The following is an 18,476-nucleotide window of genomic DNA, read 5'->3' as shown; positions in this document are numbered from 1 at the left end:
TAAACGCTGACAAAATGACGGCCGTCTCGATTTCGGGGCGGCCGCCTTCTTTGTGCCCGCCACGCATGCCGGGCGTATGGCTAGCTCAATCGCGGGTATAACCGAACATACGCGACAACGCAGCAGGCGGCATGCCGCCGCACTCACGCACAGCTATCGCGCCCAGCCACACATCGCACGGTCTCGGAGGTATCCATGAGCTACTCCATCGTCTTCTCGAGCAAGACGGGTAACACCGAGCTCATAGCAAAGCGAATCTCTAAGCTAATGGGAGAGGACGGTTGCGTATATTTCGGCGCACCCGAGCAGGCTCCCGCAAACGCCGCAGACGCGGACATCGTCTTCGTTGGTTCGTGGACGGATAAGGGCACCTCGACCTCGGAGGTGGCGGAGTTCGTCCGCGGCCTCTCCCACAAGCGCGTGTTCATCTTTGGCACCTGTGGCTTCGGCGAGTCCGCTGAGTACTTCAACGGCGTACTCGCGCGTATGCGTGGGGACCTCGCCGCGAGCTGCGACCTCGTGGGCTCGTTCATGTGCCAGGGCAAGATGCCCGAGACGGTCCTTGGGCGTTACAAGAAGATGCTCGCCGATGCTGATCCAGATAGTCCAGAGGCCAAGCGCGCGGAGATGTTCATCAGGAACTTCGAGGTTGCCCGCACCCATCCGGACAATGATGACCTTCGAGCGCTCGAGGCAAGCCTCCGCGATGCGGGCCTAATCTAGCCCCACGAACAGCGCAATGCCAACGCAGGCGGCGCGCCCCAAACGCGAGCCCCCATACGCAAAGTGCCCCAAATGCGAGCGGCGCGCCCACACGCAGCGTGCCCCAAGCGCAACCCAGCCGCAAACGCGGCGTGCCCCAAGCGCAACCCAGCCGCAAACGCAACTCAACCCCAAACGCAAAGCGCCCCGCCTCCAAACCTCTGGAAGCGGGGCGCATCCCGTATGAAAGGGATTGCCTACTTGGCGCTGGCGCCAGAAGCTCCGGCCTCGCCGGTGCCGGCAGCCTCAGCCTCCTTCACGCCCATCGCGGCGATCTGGGCGGCAGCGGCAACGCCGGCGGCCTTCTCGCGCTCGATGCGACGCTCGGCCCAGACGCGGTTGGGCAGACCAAAGAGGTCCATGAAGCCCTTGGCGGCAGTACGGTCGAAGGTGTCGCCCTTATCGTAGGTAGCCAGACCGAAGTCATACATCGAGCTATCGGCACGAGAACCGGTGACCGTGCAGTTGCCCTTGTAGAGGTGCAGACGGACCTCGCCACTGACGGTCTTCTGGGTGCTCGCGAAGAAGGCGTCGAGCGCGTCCTTGAGCGGCGAGTACCAAAGGCCGTTGTAGACCTGACGGCTCCAGTCGTGCTCGAGCTGAAGCTTGGTGTGGAGCACGTCGCCCGGCAGGCACAGGGACTCGAGCTGCTTGTGGGCCATGATGATGGCCAGGGCGCCCGGCTGCTCATAGCACTCGCGGCTCTTGAGGCCGACGAGACGGTCCTCGATCATGTCGATGCGACCAAAGCCGTGGCTGCCCACGATCTCATTAAGCGCGGCGATGAGGTCATACAGCTTCATGCGCTGGCCGTCGATGGAGACGGGCAGACCCGCCTCGAAGCCAATGACGACATCGCGGGCCTCGTCAGGCGCGTCCTCGGCGTTGACGGTGAGCGACCAGGCTCCGTCGGGCGCGGAGTTCCACGGATCCTCGAGCACACCGCACTCGATGGCACGACCCCACACGTTCTCGTCAATTGAGTACGGATTCTCCTTGGTGGCGTCAACGGGGATGCCGTGAGACTGCGCGTACTCAATCTCGCTCGAGCGCGTGGTGAGCTCCCAGCTGCGGACCGGACCGAGGATGTCGAGCGTCGGGTCGAGGGCCTTGCACTCGAGTTCGAAACGCACCTGGTCGTTGCCCTTGCCGGTACAACCATGGGCGATGGCGACGGCACCCTCGGCCTGGGCCACCTTCACGAGGTGACGGCAGATGGCGGGACGAGACAGGGCGGAGAGCAGCGGATACTTGTTCTCGTACATGCCGTTGGCGAAGATCGCCTTGGCGACGAAGTCCTCACAGAACTCGTCACGGATGTCGACGTCATATGCGGCCACGGCACCGAGCATCTTGGCCTTCTCGTTCACGGCATCGATGTCCTTGCGCTCCTCGGACGGCTGGCCGAGGGCGGCGATGCAGGAGACCACGTCGTAGCCTTCATCCTGGAGATACTTGAGAAGGCACGAGGTGTCGAGGCCACCGGAATACGCGAGAACGACCTTACCCTTTTCGGACATAGAGATGCTCCTTCGATTGGATGCCTATTTGAGAGTCGAAAAACGGATGCGTAGCGACCAAGAGGCGCTTAGTCGCTCACGCCTCTGAGCTTGTTCACGAGTTGCTCGAGCGAAACGCCTTGCTCGTTAGTGAGGCAGACGACCATGATCGTGTCGTCCCCAGCAATGCAGCCCGCCACGTCGGGAAGACTCGCGTCGTCAAAAGCCGCGGCGACACCCTGAGCGGCCCCGGCCTGCGTATGGATGACGACGATGTTGTTAGCTCGCACGACATTAGTGACGAGGTCTGACACCATGCGCTGCAGGTGCAGGTCCTCGGCGAGGACATACACGCCCTCCGGAAGCTTGCGTAGGCCCATGTCCGCGATGTCGCGCGAGATCGTAGCCTGCGTGCAGACGAAACCGAGCTTCTCAAGCTCCTCGACGAGGGCGCGCTGGGTCTTGATTGACTTATCGCGGACGATCTCGCGAATCGCGTCCTGTCGGTTATATCGCTTCTTCACGTCGACACCTTTCGAGCTGCTATGCTTGAGCAACCGCGCAGCGAAGATCGCTGGCGATTTGCGTTCGTCATTGGGTATTTACCCTTTAGATTCGCATCGAGAATGCATATTAGCACGATAAAATACGGGATTTTCGCAATTTTCCGTTTGTTTACACAACATCGTGAATGCTTGATACGTTCGCAGCAATGACGGCGCCGAAGCTGACCAAATCTTCCAGTCCGGGACGAATTAGGCGCGCCGAGCACGGCGCGCTGATCACACTGCGTGCACCCGATACAAAATCGCCGGCGCATTCGTCCAAGAATGCGCCGGCGACCCAATGTCTCAGCTAGATGGAAAGAGCTAACCCCCACTTCCTGGGAGAAGCTGGCATCGCGACAAGAACCTAAAGGTACTTGCGCCAGTCGTCCTCTGCCTCGCCCTCGTTGCGGCTAACGGGCGCGGGCTCCGGGGCGGGAGCGTATGGCTCCTCGTTAACCTCGGGGAACGTGGCAAACACATGCTGGAACATCTCGAGGTTCTCATCGCGACGGCCCTTCGGTACGGCGAAGGTCACCTGACTTGCCACGTGCTTGCCAGTCGCGAGCTCCTCGGCAAAGATCTGGGCGACGCGGAGAGCGTCCCACCCAAAGACGCCGCAGCCGAAGGCGCCAAGCACGAGCTTGTCATGGCCAAGAACGTCAGCGATGCCAAGCACGAGGCGAATGCGAGAGCGCATCGAACGCGCGAGGTCGGACTCGAGCACGTGATAGTTGACCTTCGCCCTCTTGAGGTTGGGGGCGGCAGCAACGATGACGTCAGCATAGGAGTGGAAGCGCTCGCGCTCGAAACGCACCTTCGGCACGACCAGAGCCCGATCGCGATAGAGCTCGCAGTTGATATTGTGGCGGCGATTCTCCGCGAACCAGCCCTCAAAGCGGAGAGGACGTTATACAGGAAACTCTCCTGGCAGAGGGCCTCCTCCTGAGCCATGGCGCCGCGAATGTAGGCACCTGCGGGATACGTGAACGATGCGAAGTCAAGTACGGCGAGGTCACACATATCGGCACGGCCGCGGCCAAGCTCGAGCACCGCGGAAACGGAATCCGCGTCGACGACGCTTACGCTGGGAACGAAAGTCTCCCTGCCCGCCGGCGCCGCGGGAATCTCGTCATAGAAGCGCGTCTCCCTCACCGAGCGCTCAATCTCCGCACCAAGGCGATCGTGCATCTCCGCGGTATGGGCGACGGCGGCGTTCGCCCTCTCGCGACGGCGGTCATCGCGCGTGCGCTCACGGGACTGTCTGTTTCCACGTGCGCGATTGTTCGGTTCAGCCATATATATGTCTCCTCGCGTCCTCTGGAAAAACCTTGTCAGCTATTTAGGGATAGCGGTTCATCTGCGGCGCGCTGTCGCATCAACTCATCAAGCAGCACGTTTGCAAGAACTGTACGGCCATAAAACGCCAATTGCAAGGTCTAGCAGCAATTTGTCGATAAATGGGGCAGCAATTCAGGAGATGAAGCGACCCGAGCGGAACGCCCATCAGATGCATTAAGACCCTTACCGAATCGTAACAAGAGATGTCCGGAATTACGTGGATACTAGTTCTGTTGGAAGCATTCGATGCCGTACGTGACGAGCCGGGAGCGACATATGGGCAAGAACAAAGGCACACACAAGTCAGACAAGGCCTCCAAGCGCAAAAAGGACAAGGCCAAGTCCGTAAAGAGCTCGAAAAAGGCCTCCGCCGCCGAACTCGAGCACAAGGCTGCCAAATTTGCCGACGTCGTCCCGACGCCCGCCAACGCCAATCGTCCCCAGAAGCGTTCCCGCGATTTCTCCTACACGCAGAATCGCGAGGTCAGCTGGCTTCGCTTCGACAACAGGGTCCTAGACGAGGCCTTTGACGAATCCGTGCCGCTCCTCGAGCGCATCAAGTTCTGCGCCATCTTCCAGTCGAACCTCGACGAGTGGTTCATGATCCGCGTCGGCGGCCTCTCTGACCTCGCTGAGCTCAAGCACCAGCCGGCAGACAACAAGAGCGATGAGACCCCGTCGGAGCAGCTCGCCCAGCTCTTCTCGATCCTCCCGGGCCTATACGAGCGTCGCGAGCGCTGCTTCACCCAGCTCGAGAGCGCCCTCGAGATGGAGGGCATCAAGCGTCTGGCGCCAGAACAGTACACGGACTCCGATCTCGTCACCGTCTCCCGCTACTTCGAGAGCCGCCTGGCTCCTATCCTGTCGCCGCTCATCGTCGACCCGCGCCATCCCTTCCCCAACCTCAAGAACGGCGTCCTGCACGTAGTCTGTTCCCTCGATGGCAACGATGAGCACGGGGTTCTCGGCATGGTCGAGGTCCCGCAGACCGCGGATCGCATCATCTGGCTTCCCTCCAGCGAGGGTCGCATTCGCTACACCCTCGTTGAGGACGTCATCATCTCCATGCTCGGCCGTTGCTTCGGCTCCTACGTCCCCACGAGCTCGGGCGTCGTGCGCGTCACGCGCAACGCCGACATCGACCCTGACGGCGAGGGAGTCGAGGAGGAGGAGGACTACCGCCAGCACATGAAGAAGGTGCTCAAGCGCAGGAGCCGCCTCCAGCCCGTCCGCGCCGAGATTACCGGAGACCTCGACGAGTCGCTCGTCACGTTCGTCCGCAAGGAACTTGAGCTCGAGAAGCGCAGGATGTTCCACCTCTCGACGCCCTCAGACCTCTCGTTCGTCTACCAGCTCGAAGGCAAGGTTCCCGCAAGCCGCAAGGGCGTGCTCACGTTCCCGCCCTTTGCCCCACAGCCCTCGCCCATGGTGCGCGACGGCGAGCCCATGCGCGGCCAGGTCGAGAACCACGACGTCCTGCTCACCTATCCGTATGAGTCGATGAGTCCCCTCCTGCGCCTCATCCACGAGGCGGCGAACGATGACGACTGCATCTCGATCAAGATCACGCTCTACCGCGTGGCGCGCCACTCGCGTCTATGCGAGAGCCTCGTGACCGCCGTCGAGAACGGGAAGGACGTCACGGTCCTCATGGAGCTGCGCGCACGCTTCGACGAGCAGAACAACATCGAGTGGGCGGAACGTCTCGAGGAGGCGGGATGCACCGTCATCTATGGCTCCGAGGGATTCAAGTGTCACTCGAAGATCTGTCAGATCACCTATCATGACGCGCGCGGCATATCCCGCATCACGTGCCTTGGCACCGGCAACTTCAACGAGAAGACCGCCCTGCTGTACAGCGACTTCATGCTGATGACGGCTCATCCCGGCATCGCCGAGGATGGCAACGCCTTCTTCCGCAACCTTTCCCTGGGCAACCTCCGTGGCTCCTATCGCTACCTCGGCGTGGCGCCACTGTCGCTCAAGCCCCTCATCATGCGCGGCATCGACCGCGAGATCACGCGCGCCAGAACCGGAGCCCCTGCCCGCGTCTTCCTCAAGCTGAACTCCCTGACGGACCGCGACGTCATCGACCGCCTCGCCGAGGCGAGCCAGGCTGGCGTCGAAGTCATCATGATCGTGCGAGGCATCTGCTGCATGCTGCCGGGCATCGAGAACCGCACGACCGGCATCGAGATTCGCCAGATTGTAGGACGCCTTCTCGAGCATGCGCGTATCTACGCCTTTGGCGTCGACGCGGACACCATCTACCTCTCGAGCGCAGACATGATGACGCGCAACACAGAGCGACGCGTCGAGATCGCCTATCCCGTTCTCGACCCGACGTGCCAGCAGATCGTGAAGAACTTCATGGAGCTTCAGCTCGCGGACAACGTGAAGGCGCGTCGCCTCACGTGCGACGGAACCTGGGCCAGAATCGGCCGAGAGGACGGCGAGCCCTCCGTGAACTGCCAGGAGGTCTTCATCGCAGAGGCATACGCCCACGCGATGGAGGCTGAGAGCGCTGCCGCGACGAAGGCGCCAGCGGTGCCAGAGCCCGCTATCGAGACGAGGCCCGTTGCCGCGGCTGAGCAGGCCGCGGTCAAGGAGCCTACGGACGACGCTCCCGTTCAGGAGGCAGGCGAGACCGAGGGCACGATGCCAGCGGAAACGTTGCATGAAGAGGCGTCCACGCAGGCGGCAACTCCCATGGCCGCGTCTTCGCGCGAGCCCGTGCCGGCAGAGACACCCGCAGCCACGCCGGCGGCCACGCCCGCGCCCGCGCCGGTGGCCACGCCCGCAGAGGAACCCGCCCACGTCACCGCCACCCTCATCGAGGACGCTCCAGAGAGCCGGTCTCGTCGCGTGGACAATGCTACGGCGGCCACGCAACTTGCCAGGCGTCCGCGCGGACGTGTCGCCACCGCGTTTGCCATTTTTGGGTTAGGCTTCAAGACGTTGTTTGGACGCACGAAGAACTAGGACATACATGAGACTTTCCATAGAGCGGATGACCTACGGGCCCGATGCAATCGCCCACACCGAAGACGGCAAATGTGTGTTCGTCTCCGGCGCCATCGCCGGAGACGTCGTCGAGGCGGAGCTTGTAAGCGACGGGAAGTCCTTCGCGAAAGCGAAGGTCACCGAGGTTCTTGAGCCCTCCCCCGCCCGCGTCACCCCCACATGGCCGCTTACGACGGTGCTTGGCTGCGCGCCCTGGGCTTGCATGGAACGCGAGGCCCAGCTTGCCGCGAAGCGTGCCAACGTCGTCGACGCGCTCGCTCGCGTGGGCCACATGGCCGACGCTGACGAGCTCGTTCATGACTGCCTCGCCCCCAGCGACGCCTGGCACTATCGCAACAAGGCCGAACTCGCGTTCGTTCGCGACGGCCGTCACGCAACGCTTGGCATGTACGCCGCAGACGGCACAACGGTCATCCGCGTTGACGAGTTCCCGCTGCTCGACGTTCCCGCCAAGGGGCGCGACGCCAAGCTCGTGAAGAACGTCTCGGGAGCGCTCTCCTATCTCGCGAGCTCTCATGAGCTCGAGATCGAGCGCGTGGGCATTCGCCGCTCCAGCCGCACAAAGGATGTGGAAATCGCGATCTGGACTCCCGCCGGGGCCTTTCCGCGCGGCCAGGCAAAGCGCGTCCTCGAAGCGACGCACGCCACGTCCCTCGTGCGCGTCATGACGAAGGGTCCGTCCAAGGCCCGCAAGATCGCCGGCGTCGAGCGCCTCGATGGGGCTGGCTCCTGGAGTGAGCGCATCGCCGGCAACGTCATGCGCCTCTCCGCCCCAAGCTTCTTCCAGGTGAACACCAAGGGTGCCGAGAAACTCGTCGAACTCGTCATGGAAGCGCTCGACCCGCAGGAAAATGACATCGCGATGGACCTCTACTCCGGCGCCGGCACCTTCACGTTGCCGCTCGCCCAGAGGTGCGACTTCGTCGACGCCGTCGAGTCCTATGGTCCCGCCGTGCGCGATCTCCGCCGCAACCTCGAGGAGGCTCGCCTCGACAACGTCGACGCCGTGGGTGGAGACGCAGGCCGCGAGTTCCCGGATGACGACGCGGACATCATCGTCGTCGATCCGCCCCGCGCCGGCCTCGCAGACGATGTCGTGTCCCAGCTTTCGGATCAGCCCGCCCGCGCCATCGCCTACGTGAGCTGCGACCCGGCGACCCTCGCCCGCGACCTCTCCCGCTTCCGCGAGATCGGCGTCTTCGAGCCGGTCTCCGTCACGCCGGTCGACCTCTTCCCGCAGACCTTCCACGTCGAGACCGTCACCAAGCTCGTTCGCAAGTAACCCACAAAGCCGCCGACACGGCAGATTGGAGACACCATGGCACGCATCGCAATCCTTCTTGCCGATGGCTTCGAGACCATCGAGGCGCTCGCCCCGGCAGACATCTGCCGTCGCGGCGGCCAGGACGTGGCCCTCGTCACCGTAAACGCCGAGCCGCACGTCACCTCCGCCCAGAGTATCGGCATCGACTGCGACGCCACGCTTGACACCTATGACTTCGCCACCTGCGACCTCATCGTCCTGCCCGGAGGCCTTCCTGGCACCACGACGCTGCGCGCCACCGACCGCGTCTGCGAGCTCGCTCGCGACTTCATGGAGAACCGCAAGGTAGGCTCGATCTGCGCCGCTCCTTCCATCCTTGCCGAGCTCGACCTCCTCGAAGGCCGAACGGCCACCTGCTACCCGGGCTTCGAAGGAGATTTTCCCGCCGGCGTTCGCCCGGAAAAGAACGGCGTCTACCGCGATGGCAACCTCGTAACCGCGTCCGGCCCCGGCTTTGCCGTCGAGTTTGGCCTCGCCCTGCTCGAGCTTCTCACCGACAAGGCCACCGCTGACGGCGTCGCCTCCGGCATGCTCATCGAAAGGTAGGTGCGAGTTTTGTCGCTGTTTGACCTTCCCAGCCGCATAGATCGCCTCGTTCTCGCAAGCGGTTCCCCCAGGCGCGTCGAGCTCCTGAGGGAGATGGGCTTCGACCCCGTCGTGAGGCCGCAGGACATCGATGAGGCGGCGGCGCTCAAGGCGTTTGCCAACAGCTTTGACGAGGAGCTGGGCGAGGATTTCGGCGAGGAGCCCACTTGCGAGGAGATGGTCCGCCACCTCGCGGAATGCAAAGCGATGAGCGCCCTCAGAGAAGAGACCAAGCCCGGCGACGTCATCCTCGCGGCAGACACCATCGTCGCCATCGACGGCGAGGAGCTCGGCAAGCCCCATTCCGAGGAAGATGCCATCGAGATGCTCCACGCGCTCTCCGGACGCACGCACGAAGTGTCTACCGGCGTCTGCCTCCTATCTCCCACGCGAACGGGCGGACACAGGTCCTTCTCGTTCTATGAGACCACGAGCGTCACGTTCTACGAACTAGACGATGCGACCATCGAGACCTACGTCAAAACCGGCGAGCCGCTCGACAAGGCCGGAGCCTATGGGATCCAGGGGCTCGGCCGCACGCTTGTGCGTACAATCGAAGGCGACTACTTCAATGTGGTTGGCCTCCCCGTGGCCAAAACGATGCGCGCACTTGAGGCTTTCGTCGGAAAGAGCGACTAATGGCAAAGAGAATTTCGGGTCGAACGATGCAGGACGACAAGAGGCTCGAAGGTCCGCGTGACCTTGTGGCCAATGCGGCGGAGGTGCCGGCCACGACCATCGCTGACGTCTCCCAAATCCCCGGAATTCGCATTGCCCATCACACAGACGAGGAGAACGGCACCGGCTGCACGGTCATCGTCTGCCCAGCAGGCGCCACGGGTGGCGTAGACGTCCGAGGGGGCGCCCCCGCCACTCGAGAGACGGACCTCCTCCGCCCGGAGGAGACGGTCGACGTCCTGCACTCCGTCGTGCTCTCTGGCGGAAGCGCCTATGGCCTGGCCGCCTCCGTTGGTGTTGCCGAGGAACTCGAGCGCCGTGGCATCGGACTTGACGTGCAGGTTGGCGTCGTTCCCATCGTATCTGGCGCATGCCTCTTCGACCTGGCCTTCGCAAACTCGCGCGTGCGCCCCACCGCGCACGACGGAGCCTCGGCATGCGCCCGCGCGCTCGATAACCCGCCGGTCCCGCTGCCCAGAGGCAACGTCGGTGCCGGTTGTGGATGCACCGTCGGCAAGCTTGGCGGCCCCACGTTCGCGATGAAGTCCGGCCTCGGGACCGACGTCGAACAGGCGGGCACACTCGTCTGCGGCGCCATTGCCGCCGTGAATGCGTGCGGAAACATCGTCGACCCGGATACGGGCGAGGTCATCGCCGGCATGCGCTCCCAGACGGACGCGGGTTTCGTGGATGAGTGTGACCTCGCACTCTCCATGGCTGCGAGGATGCCCCTCGAGGCGGGCCACAACGGCAGCTCCCAGCCTCCCATGCGCACGAACACGACCATCTCCTGCGTCATCACCAACGCCAAGCTCACGAAGGCTCAGGCAACGAAGGTCGCCCAAATGGCGGCGGATGCCTACGCCCACGCGATTCGCCCCACCCACACGACCAATGACGGCGACACCGTCTTCGTCATGGCAACCGGTGAGGTTGAGATGCCCGTCGACGTGGTGGGCATCCTCGCGACGCGCGCCCTCGAGCGAGCCATCGCAGACGGCGCCCGCAGCGCCAAGACCTCTCACGGCCTCCCCGGCGCCGCGGATCTCTAGGGTCGCCCACCAGGCCGGCGCACAAACCCGTACGAACGAATAGCGGAAAGGCTCCAATGTACAAGCTCATCGCAAGCGATATGGACGAGACGTTCCTTGACGGGCATCACCAGATTCCGCCTGCAAACCTCCCGGCACTCAAGCGCCTGCGCGAGCTCGGCGTGCTGTTCGTTCCCAGCTCCGGACGAGGCTATCTCTCCATCATGGACAACTTCGAGGACATCGACCCCGTCCTCATGGAGGGTACGTACGTCATCTCCTACAACGGAGGCTCGATAAATCGTTTTGGCGACCCCGAGCCGATCTTCTCCCACAACCTCGACCGTGATCTCGCAGACGAGCTCTGGAGGTTTGGGCGCGAGCGCGGGCTCTCCATGCACGCCTACACGCCAGACGGTCGCATTCTCGTGCAAGGCATGACCGAGAGCGAGTCTCGCTACCTTGCGTCGCTCCGCCGCATCGAGAAAGTTGACCTTCCGGACCTGTCGAGCGTACCCGTCGTCTCGAAGATGATCTACATGAACATGGATTTCGACTGGCTTCACGAGTTTGGTGCCAACGCCATCGACCCCATGCTCGACGGACGAGCGACGATCACCTACTCCTCCGGTCGCTACCTCGAAGTCAACCCCCTAGGCTGCGACAAGGGCGAGGGCCTCAGGAAACTTGCCGAGATTCTCGGCGTAAACATCGCAGACACGATCGCCTTCGGGGACTCAGCCAATGACCGCGAGATGATCGCCGCGGCGGGCCTTGGCGTGGGCGTGGCCAACGTGACCGACGACGTACGCCCCATCTGCGACCTCGTGCTCGACACGACGGGGCCCGACGGAGCGCTTCCCGAATTAGTCGAGCGCGTCATCGAGCCCCAACATCGTTAGAGGCAAGCCGCCTGCGCCGTTGCCATCTCGGCAAATTCGCAGGCGGCCTAATTGTTTGCTATAGCGCTTCCGTGAGATTAGAAAGGCAGCTTTCCTCCGGGCATGCCCATGCCGCCCGGCATGCCGCCGCCCATCTGACGCATCATCTGCTGCATCTGGCGCTTGGCCTGCTTGCGGTTGCCGCTCCCCATCATGCCGCGCATCTTGCCCATCATCTTGTTGAGCTCGCTCCACTGCTTGATGAGGCGGTTGACGTCCTGCACGGAGTGTCCGGAGCCGCGCGCGATGCGCTGGCGGCGCATGCCGTTGATGATGCCCGGGCGAGCGCGCTCCTGCTTCGTCATCGAGAAGATGATGCTCTCGATCTGGCGCATCTGCTCCTCGGAGTTATCGCCGCCCATCTGGCGCAGCGCCTTGTCTCCGCCGGGAAGCATACCCAAGATCTTTCCCATGCCGCCCATCTTGCGAATCTGCTGCATCTGGGCAAGCATGTCGTCCATCGTGAAGCCCTCGCGGAGCATCCTCTCGGCTTCGGCGGCGGAAGCGGCGTCGGCGTTGGCCTGGGCCGTCTCGATGATGCCCACGACATCACCCATGCCGAGGATGCGCTTGGCCATGCGATCCGGATGGAAGACCTCGAGGGACTCGGGCTTCTCGCCCATGGAGACGAACTTGATGGGCTTGCCCGTCACGGCGCGGACGGACAGCGCGCCGCCGCCGCGGGCGTCGCCATCGAGCTTGGACATGATGACGCCGTCAAAATCGGTGCGCTCGGCGAACTCGGAAACGACGTTGACGATGTCCTGGCCGGTCATCGCGTCGACGACCATAAGGACCTGGTCGGGCTTGACCGCGCTCTTGATGTCGACGGCCTCCTGCATCATGAGCTCGTCGATCTGGAGACGGCCGGCGGTGTCGACGATGACCACGTCGCGGAGGTGGTCGACGGCCTCCTGGACGGCCTCGCGCGCGATCGCGACGGGGTCCTTGCCGTCACCGCGGTAGACCGGTACGCCAATCTCGCCGCCAAGGGTCTCGAGCTGGTCAGCCGCGGCGGGACGGTGCGTGTCGCACGCAGCGAGCTGCGGAGAGTGCCCCTGCTTCTTGAGCATGTAGGCAAGCTTGGCGCTCGCGGTGGTCTTACCAGAGCCCTGCAGGCCAACGAGCATGATCACGTTGGGCGTGCGGTTGGGCATGAGGGTGAGCTTGCTCTCGGTGGAGCCAAGAAGCTCCGTAAGCTCGGCGAGAACGACCTTGACGACGTTCTGCGCAGGCGTCAGAGAGGTAAGGACCTCTGCCGTGAGACACTGCTCCTTGCAGCGGGCCACGAAGTCCTTGACCACGCGGAAGTTGACGTCCGCCTCGAGCAGCGCCATGCGAATCTCGCGCATTGCCGCGTTGATATCGTCCTCCGTGAGGCGACCCTTGCCACGCAGCTTGTCAAAGGTATCCGTGAGGCGGTCTGAGAGGCTATTGAACATCGAAGCTCCTAGCTGGGATTCATTGCGGACAGTACTGGCCAGACGTCAGGGAAGGCTCGGTAAGCTCGAGCCTAGATCGTCTCGCCCACAAGGGCGCGAGTGAAGTTGAGCGCGTCGAAGGACTGGAAGTCATCAATGCCCTCGCCCACACCGATGCGCCAGATCGGCAGGTCGAGCTGGCTCGCGATCGAGACCGCGATGCCGCCCTTCGAGGTGCCGTCGAGCTTCGTCACGATGAGGCCATCGAGATCGAGCGCGTCGTTGAACTCCTTCGCCTGTGCGAGGCCGTTCTGGCCGGTGGTCGCGTCGACGACGAGGACGACGGTCACGGGCATGCTCGCGCGCTTGCGCGTGACGTTCACGATCTTGGCGAGCTCGCGCATGAGCTCGGGAGACGTGTGCAGGCGTCCGGCGGTGTCGATAAGCATGAGCTCCGTGCCCTCGCGCTCCGCGGTCTCGACCACGTCGTAGCAGACACTCGCGGGGTCAGCGCCGCGCTCGCGGGTGACGACGCGCACGTCAGCGCGCTCGCCCCAGACCTGGAGCTGCTCGATCGCGGCGGCGCGGAAGGTGTCGGCGCCGCCGATGAGGACGGACTTGCCCTTGCCCTTCGCGGCTGCGGCAAGCTTGCCCACCGTGGTGGTCTTGCCGGCGCCGTTGATGCCGACGAACAGCACGCAGCTCGGCGTGTCGTCGAACGGATCGCGCTCGGAGGTGGGGAACGCCTCGGCCAGGCGCTTGGCGAGGGCCTCGCGGAGCTGGTCAGCCGTGCGCAGGCCCTTCTTTGCGGCAAGCTCGCGGAGGTCATCCGTGACACTCATCGCGAGCTCGGGACCGATGTCACCCATGACGAGGGTGTCCTCGAGATCCTCCCAAAACTGCTCGTCGACGTCGCCGCCCATGTAGAAGATCTGGTTCAGCGCCTCGCGAGACTTCGCGAGTCCGCTCCTCAAGCGGTCAGCAAGCCCCATCAGGCATCGACCACCTTTCCTGTCGCGCGGTCAAGCCGCTGGGATACAACGTGACTGACACCATCGGCCTGCATGGAGACGCCGTACAGGACGTCGGCCTGCTCCATGGTCCTCCTCTGGTGCGAAATAACGATGAGCTGCGTCGTCTCCTTGAGCTGCTCGATGGCATCGAGAAGCTTGTCGAGGTTGGCGTCGTCGAGCGCCGCCTCCACCTCGTCGAAGACGTAGAACGGCACGGTTCGCGTGCGATAGACGGCGAAGAGCAGCGCGAGGGCCGTGAGGGACTTCTCGCCACCGCTCATGAGCGTCATCTTCGCGATGCGCTTGCCCTTAGGCTGCGCCACGACCTCGATGCCGGTCTCCGCGGGGTGGTCCGGGTCGCACATCTCGAGATGTGCCTTACCGCCGGGGAAGAGCATGCCGAAGATCTCGATGAAGTTGGCGTTCACGGCCTCGAAAGTCTCGAGGAACTGCCTGCGCATCTTGCGGTCGATGGCCGCGGTGATCTTGACGAGCGCGGCACGGGCCCTCTCAAGGTCCTCGAGCTGAGCTCCGATGTAGTCCGCACGCTCCTTGAGCTTGGTGTACTCGTCCATCGCAACCTGGTTGACGGGACCGAGGCTCTCGATCTGGCGGCGTAGGGACGCGACCTCGCGCTCGGTGGCCTCGCGGTCATCGGGCTCGGGCATCTGCAGCGCCTCTTCGAGGACGTGCCTACCGTCGGCCGTAATCTGCGCGATCGCCTGCTCGACGCGGACCTCGAGGCGTCCACTCTCCACCTTGACGTCGCTCTGGGCACCCTTGGCCTGCTCAAGTGCCGCATTGGCGTCCGCGACCTGCTGCTTCGCGTCGCCGATGGTCTTCTTGAGGGAGTCGGAGTCCGCCTCGGCGAGGCTCGCGCGGTCACGCAGGCGCTCTGCCCAGGTCTTACAAGCCTCGTGAATCGCCTCGTAGCGCTCATGGAGCGGATCGACGCGGAGGCGTAGCACCTCGAGGGAGCGAGTGACCTCCTCCGCGGCGCGGGCGCGCTCGTCAAGGGAGGAAATCCGGCCAGAGAGCTCACGCTGGCGTTCATCGAGGTGATGCAGGCGCTCGCGGCTCGTCGCAAGCTTGAGGCGCGCGTCCGCGGCCTTCTTTGTGGCCTCGTCCTCCGCTCGAGAGGCCTCGCGACGGCGGGTGTTGGCCTCCTCGAGATCGCGCGACAGCTTGGCGAGACGGTCCTTTGCGGCATCTGCCTTGGCCTTAAGCTCGTCCAAGCGCGGACGGGCCTCGCGGGTGCGCTCGCGTGCCTTCTCGCGGCGGGCCTCAACCTGCGTGCGCTCGTCGCGAGCGGAGCTTACCTGAGACTGCAGACGGCCGATCTCCGAGTTGAGGGAGTCCCTCTCGCCGGTGAGGCGGGAGAGCTCGCCGGCGGCATCGGCGGAGGCGTCGCGAGCCTGGGCGAGGGCGTCCGCGGCGGCATCCGCGGTGGCAGAGGCGTTCGCGAGCGTCGAGTCTGCCGAGGCGACGGCTGCCTCGAGGGCGGGCATGCCCTCCTCAAGAGCTGCGACCTCGCGCCTGCGCTCGAGCGTGCCCGCTGCGGCGCCGGCGGAGACGCCAGCCCGCGTGCGACCGTCGCTCGTCGCAACGACGCCGGACTCGGTAACGTAAGTAAGGCCCGGGTTCGCGGCGTGGGCGCGCACCGCCGCCTCGGGGGAATCGACGATGAAGACATCGCCCAAGAGGCGTTCGACGAGGCCCCTGGCGCCATCCTCGACGTCAAGCATGTCGACGAGGCGACGGCCCTCCCCCTGGGGCGCGACGGGCGCGGTCTCGGAGAGGTTAAGGACCGTAAGGGAGCCGGCGGCCGACGCCTCGCCCGCGGCGGCATCCATGAGACGCGCGACGTCAGCGCCCGCGGAAACGACAGGCGCGGAGAGCGTGTCGCCGAGAAGGCGCTCGACGAGCGAGTCGAGCTCGGCCGGGGCGCTCACGATGTCAGCGAGGCGATAGCGAACGAGGCCCGCGAGCGAGCCGTCAGACAACACGCGCCCCTCGAGGGACTCGGAACCCGGAACGAGCCCAGCGTCGATAGAGCGAAGTGCCTCGAGCTTAGCCTGGGCGCCAGAGAGCGCAGCCTTGGCGGCGCCCAACGCCTCGCGTGCGGCCTTCGCGGCCTCGCGAGCGGTATCCCTCTCAGCCGCGAGGCGAGAGATCTCCTCCTTGGCGGCCTCCGCGGCGGCGCGGGCGTCCTCGATGCTCGAGGCAAGCTCCTCGAGCCTGCCGGAGCGACTCGCGAGCGCGGCCTCGGCGGTCTCCAGCTGCTCGTCGATCTGCGCGAGACGGCTCGCGAACATCTGGTCCTCGACTTCGGCGTTACTGATTTCGTCCGTCAGCTTGGCGTGTGCGAGCGTCGCGTCGTCGAGTTCGCGCTGGCAGGAGCGCTGCTCGTCATTGAGGCGCGCCTGGGCCGAGCCAGCCTCGCGGCGAGCGGACGTGGCCTCGCGAGCCGCGGGTTCAAGGCGCTTGACCTCCGCCTCGAGGGTCTCGGTCGCGACGCGCGTGTCAGACAGGCGTCCAGAGACGTCCTCGAGTTCGCTCGATGCTTCGCTCTTCTGGCGATCGACCTGCGAGAGCGTCATGCGCGTCTCAGAGAGGCGATCGACCATGTTGCGGCCCTTCTCCTCGAGGAGGCGCATGTCGCTCTCGAGGCGGCCGAGGATGTCGCTGCAGCGGCGGCGCTGCTCGCCGAGGTCTCCGACGAAGAGGCCCTTCTGCTCGAGCAGGCTCTGGAGCTTCTCGAGCTCGCGGCACTTCTCGTCCGCGCGGAACTGCGCGAGTTCGACGGCGGCCGAGGCCTCCTTGGCGCGGGACTCGAGCTCGGTCCACTGGCGCTGGAGACGCCTCACGTCGTCGACGGCGAGCTGGCAGGTGAGCTCTGACAGGCGACGGTCAAGCTCCTCCCAGCGCTTCGCGCGGTCAACCTGACGCTCGAGCGGGCGAAGCTGGCGGTTGAGCTCTCGCGCGACGTCGCGGGCTCGGACGAGGTTCTTGTCCATGTCTGCGAGCTTGCGCTGGGAGCGCTCCTTGCGACGACGGTGCTTGGAGATGCCCGCGGCCTCCTCGATGAGGACGCGCCTCTCCTCCGGGCGGCTCGAAAGGATCGAGTCAAGCTTGCCCTGGGAGATGATCGAATGCGTGTCCTTGCCAAGGCCGGAGTCATGCAGGATGTCCTGGATGTCCATGAGGCGGGCCGGAGCGCCGTTGATGAGGTACTCGGACTCGCCGGAGCGATACATCCTGCGCGTGATGCCGACCTCGGAGAAGTCGACCGGCAGGGTGTGGTCCGTGTTGTCGAGCACGAGGGTGACCTCGGCCACTCCCACTGGCTTGCGGGCAGAAGATCCCGAGAAGACGACATCCTCCATTGCCTGGCCGCGCAGCATCTTGGCGCTCTGCTCGCCCAGGACCCAGAGGATGGCGTCGCTAACGTTGGACTTGCCCGAACCATTGGGTCCCACCACGACGGTGAGGCCCGGGTCGAAGACCATATGGGTGCGGTCCGCGAAGGACTTGAAGCCCTTCAGCGTGAGGGACTTCAGGAACAATTGACGCCCTCCTCGGCGAGGCGCTTGATGGCGTCGCTTGCGGCCGCGCTCTCCGCTTCCTTCTTGGAGGAGCCGGTGCCACGGCCCATGCGCCTCCCCTCAACGAGGACGACGGAGGTGAAGGTGGGGCTGTGCGCGGGGCCCTTCTCGCCCTCAAGCTTGTACTCGGGGGCACAGCGGAGCTCGCGCTGGGTGATCTCCTGGAGACGGCTCTTGGGGCTCACGGGACGCTCCGCGAGCTCGGGAACCATGTGGGGGCCAAGCGTGCGCTGAACGAACTCGTGCGTGACGTCATAGCCGGCGTCGAGGTACAGGGCGCCGACAACCGACTCGTACACGTTCTCGAGGGCGGAGTGGAGGCCGCGGGAGCCCGTACCCTTCTCAGATTCGCCAAAGACGATGCACTCGCCGATACCGAGCTGGTCTGCCACGGCGGAGAGGGTCTTGCCAGAGACGAGGGTAATCTTGAGGCGCGTGAGCGCGCCCTCGTCCATGTCACGGAAGCGCTCGAAGAGGTCGGTCGCGACGATGGCGCCGAGGATGGAGTCTCCCAGGAACTCGAGCCTCTCGTAGGAGGCGGAGACCGGCAGGCCCTCGACGGCGCTCGGGTGCGTGATGGCGGCCTCTACGAGGTCGCGGTTATTGAAGGTGTGGCCACAGATGCTCTCGATGTGGCGAATCCGCTCGGTGGCGGTGTTGCGGGGCATGCTCTCCCCCATCTGTCGCAACGGCTAGATACGGCGACG

General features: G+C 64.5%; 14 protein-coding genes and 1 pseudogene. 7 read left to right on the top strand and 8 right to left on the bottom strand.

The window, feature by feature from the left end; genetic code table 11:
- Positions 1-195: 195 nt before the first annotated feature.
- On the top strand, positions 196-723 hold the full coding sequence (gene bilS / locus ABCN07_RS00960; RefSeq protein ID WP_343004994.1) for a flavodoxin family protein BilS: 528 nt from the start codon (positions 196-198) through the stop codon (positions 721-723).
- A gap of 236 nt (positions 724-959) precedes the next feature.
- Here the strand turns inward: bilS and ABCN07_RS00955 are convergent, their stop codons facing one another.
- From ABCN07_RS00955 to ABCN07_RS00940, 4 genes and pseudogenes are all read right to left on the bottom strand, one after another.
- On the bottom strand, positions 960-2,282 hold the full coding sequence (locus ABCN07_RS00955) for an argininosuccinate synthase (protein ID WP_293836738.1): 1,323 nt from the start codon (positions 2,280-2,282) through the stop codon (positions 960-962).
- Between the two features lie 68 nt (positions 2,283-2,350).
- Positions 2,351-2,785: an ArgR family transcriptional regulator gene (locus tag ABCN07_RS00950; RefSeq protein ID WP_320679910.1), complete on the bottom strand. Its 435-nt coding sequence runs from the start codon at positions 2,783-2,785 to the stop codon at positions 2,351-2,353.
- 388 nt (positions 2,786-3,173) lie between these two features.
- A complete protein-coding gene (locus ABCN07_RS00945) occupies positions 3,174-3,632 on the bottom strand; it encodes a TIGR02452 family protein (RefSeq protein WP_343004993.1) in 459 nt (152 codons plus the stop codon).
- A gap of 131 nt (positions 3,633-3,763) precedes the next feature.
- A pseudogene (locus ABCN07_RS00940) lies at positions 3,764-3,997 on the bottom strand (poly(ADP-ribose) glycohydrolase domain-containing protein); the annotation flags it as partial.
- 426 nt (positions 3,998-4,423) lie between these two features.
- On the opposite strand from ABCN07_RS00940, the gene ppk1 reads away from it, so the two are divergent.
- From ppk1 to ABCN07_RS00910, 6 genes are read left to right on the top strand one after another with little or no spacing between them, the layout of a single operon-like run.
- Entirely contained in the window at positions 4,424-7,129 is a 2,706-nt protein-coding gene (ppk1, locus tag ABCN07_RS00935; RefSeq protein ID WP_343004992.1) for a polyphosphate kinase 1, read from the top strand.
- A gap of 7 nt (positions 7,130-7,136) precedes the next feature.
- Positions 7,137-8,453, top strand: coding sequence for a 23S rRNA (uracil(1939)-C(5))-methyltransferase RlmD (rlmD, locus tag ABCN07_RS00930; RefSeq protein WP_343004991.1), 1,317 nt, complete (start codon positions 7,137-7,139; stop codon positions 8,451-8,453).
- Between the two features lie 36 nt (positions 8,454-8,489).
- Positions 8,490-9,041, top strand: a complete 552-nt coding sequence (locus ABCN07_RS00925) for a DJ-1 family glyoxalase III (RefSeq protein ID WP_343004990.1) — start codon at positions 8,490-8,492, stop codon at positions 9,039-9,041.
- 9 nt (positions 9,042-9,050) lie between these two features.
- A complete protein-coding gene (locus ABCN07_RS00920; protein ID WP_343004989.1) occupies positions 9,051-9,719 on the top strand; it encodes a Maf family protein in 669 nt (222 codons plus the stop codon).
- Positions 9,719-10,810: a P1 family peptidase gene (locus tag ABCN07_RS00915; RefSeq protein ID WP_343004988.1), complete on the top strand. Its 1,092-nt coding sequence runs from the start codon at positions 9,719-9,721 to the stop codon at positions 10,808-10,810. The genes ABCN07_RS00920 and ABCN07_RS00915 overlap by 1 nt, the downstream gene beginning before the upstream one ends.
- A 56-nt stretch (positions 10,811-10,866) precedes the next feature.
- Positions 10,867-11,691, top strand: a complete 825-nt coding sequence (locus tag ABCN07_RS00910; RefSeq protein ID WP_343004987.1) for an HAD family hydrolase — start codon at positions 10,867-10,869, stop codon at positions 11,689-11,691.
- Positions 11,692-11,768: 77 nt separating this feature from the next.
- On the opposite strand, the gene ffh is transcribed toward ABCN07_RS00910, so the two are convergent.
- The 4 genes from ffh to rnc all read right to left on the bottom strand — a co-directional run bounded on the left by ffh (position 11,769) and on the right by rnc (position 18,437).
- A complete protein-coding gene (gene ffh, locus ABCN07_RS00905) occupies positions 11,769-13,172 on the bottom strand; it encodes a signal recognition particle protein (RefSeq protein ID WP_343004986.1) in 1,404 nt (467 codons plus the stop codon).
- Positions 13,173-13,243: 71 nt separating this feature from the next.
- Positions 13,244-14,143: a signal recognition particle-docking protein FtsY gene (gene ftsY, locus ABCN07_RS00900; protein ID WP_330027438.1), complete on the bottom strand. Its 900-nt coding sequence runs from the start codon at positions 14,141-14,143 to the stop codon at positions 13,244-13,246.
- On the bottom strand, positions 14,143-17,730 hold the full coding sequence (smc, locus tag ABCN07_RS00895) for a chromosome segregation protein SMC (RefSeq protein WP_343004985.1): 3,588 nt from the start codon (positions 17,728-17,730) through the stop codon (positions 14,143-14,145). Before smc ends, ftsY begins: the two co-directional genes overlap by 1 nt.
- The gene (gene rnc, locus ABCN07_RS00890; RefSeq protein WP_343004984.1) at positions 17,721-18,437 is read right to left on the bottom strand and encodes a ribonuclease III; all 717 of its coding nucleotides are present in this window, start codon (positions 18,435-18,437) and stop codon (positions 17,721-17,723) included. Before rnc ends, smc begins: the two co-directional genes overlap by 10 nt.
- Between the last annotated feature and the right edge of the window lie 39 nt (positions 18,438-18,476).

Origin of the sequence: Collinsella sp. 1033st1_E11_1033SCRN_220408 (assembly GCF_039062465.1) — a bacterium.
Classification (GTDB): domain Bacteria; phylum Actinomycetota; class Coriobacteriia; order Coriobacteriales; family Atopobiaceae; genus Parolsenella.
The sequence above is the reverse complement of the archived record's forward strand: the minus strand, read 5'-3'. Positions and strand labels throughout refer to the sequence as shown.

Bases quoted from the DNA above. Each gene is read 5' to 3' on its own strand.
- bilS (WP_343004994.1), top strand. From the start codon at position 196: ATGAGCTACTCCATCGTCTTCTCGAGCAAGACGGGTAACACCGAGCTC.
- rnc (WP_343004984.1), bottom strand. From the start codon at position 18,437: ATGCCCCGCAACACCGCCACCGAGCGGATTCGCCACATCGAGAGCATC.
- ABCN07_RS00910 (WP_343004987.1), top strand. From the start codon at position 10,867: ATGTACAAGCTCATCGCAAGCGATATGGACGAGACGTTCCTTGACGGG.
- ABCN07_RS00955 (WP_293836738.1), bottom strand. From the start codon at position 2,282: ATGTCCGAAAAGGGTAAGGTCGTTCTCGCGTATTCCGGTGGCCTCGAC.
- ABCN07_RS00915 (WP_343004988.1), top strand. From the start codon at position 9,719: ATGGCAAAGAGAATTTCGGGTCGAACGATGCAGGACGACAAGAGGCTC.
- ffh (WP_343004986.1), bottom strand. From the start codon at position 13,172: ATGTTCAATAGCCTCTCAGACCGCCTCACGGATACCTTTGACAAGCTG.
- ftsY (WP_330027438.1), bottom strand. From the start codon at position 14,143: ATGGGGCTTGCTGACCGCTTGAGGAGCGGACTCGCGAAGTCTCGCGAG.
- ppk1 (WP_343004992.1), top strand. From the start codon at position 4,424: ATGGGCAAGAACAAAGGCACACACAAGTCAGACAAGGCCTCCAAGCGC.
- ABCN07_RS00925 (WP_343004990.1), top strand. From the start codon at position 8,490: ATGGCACGCATCGCAATCCTTCTTGCCGATGGCTTCGAGACCATCGAG.
- rlmD (WP_343004991.1), top strand. From the start codon at position 7,137: ATGAGACTTTCCATAGAGCGGATGACCTACGGGCCCGATGCAATCGCC.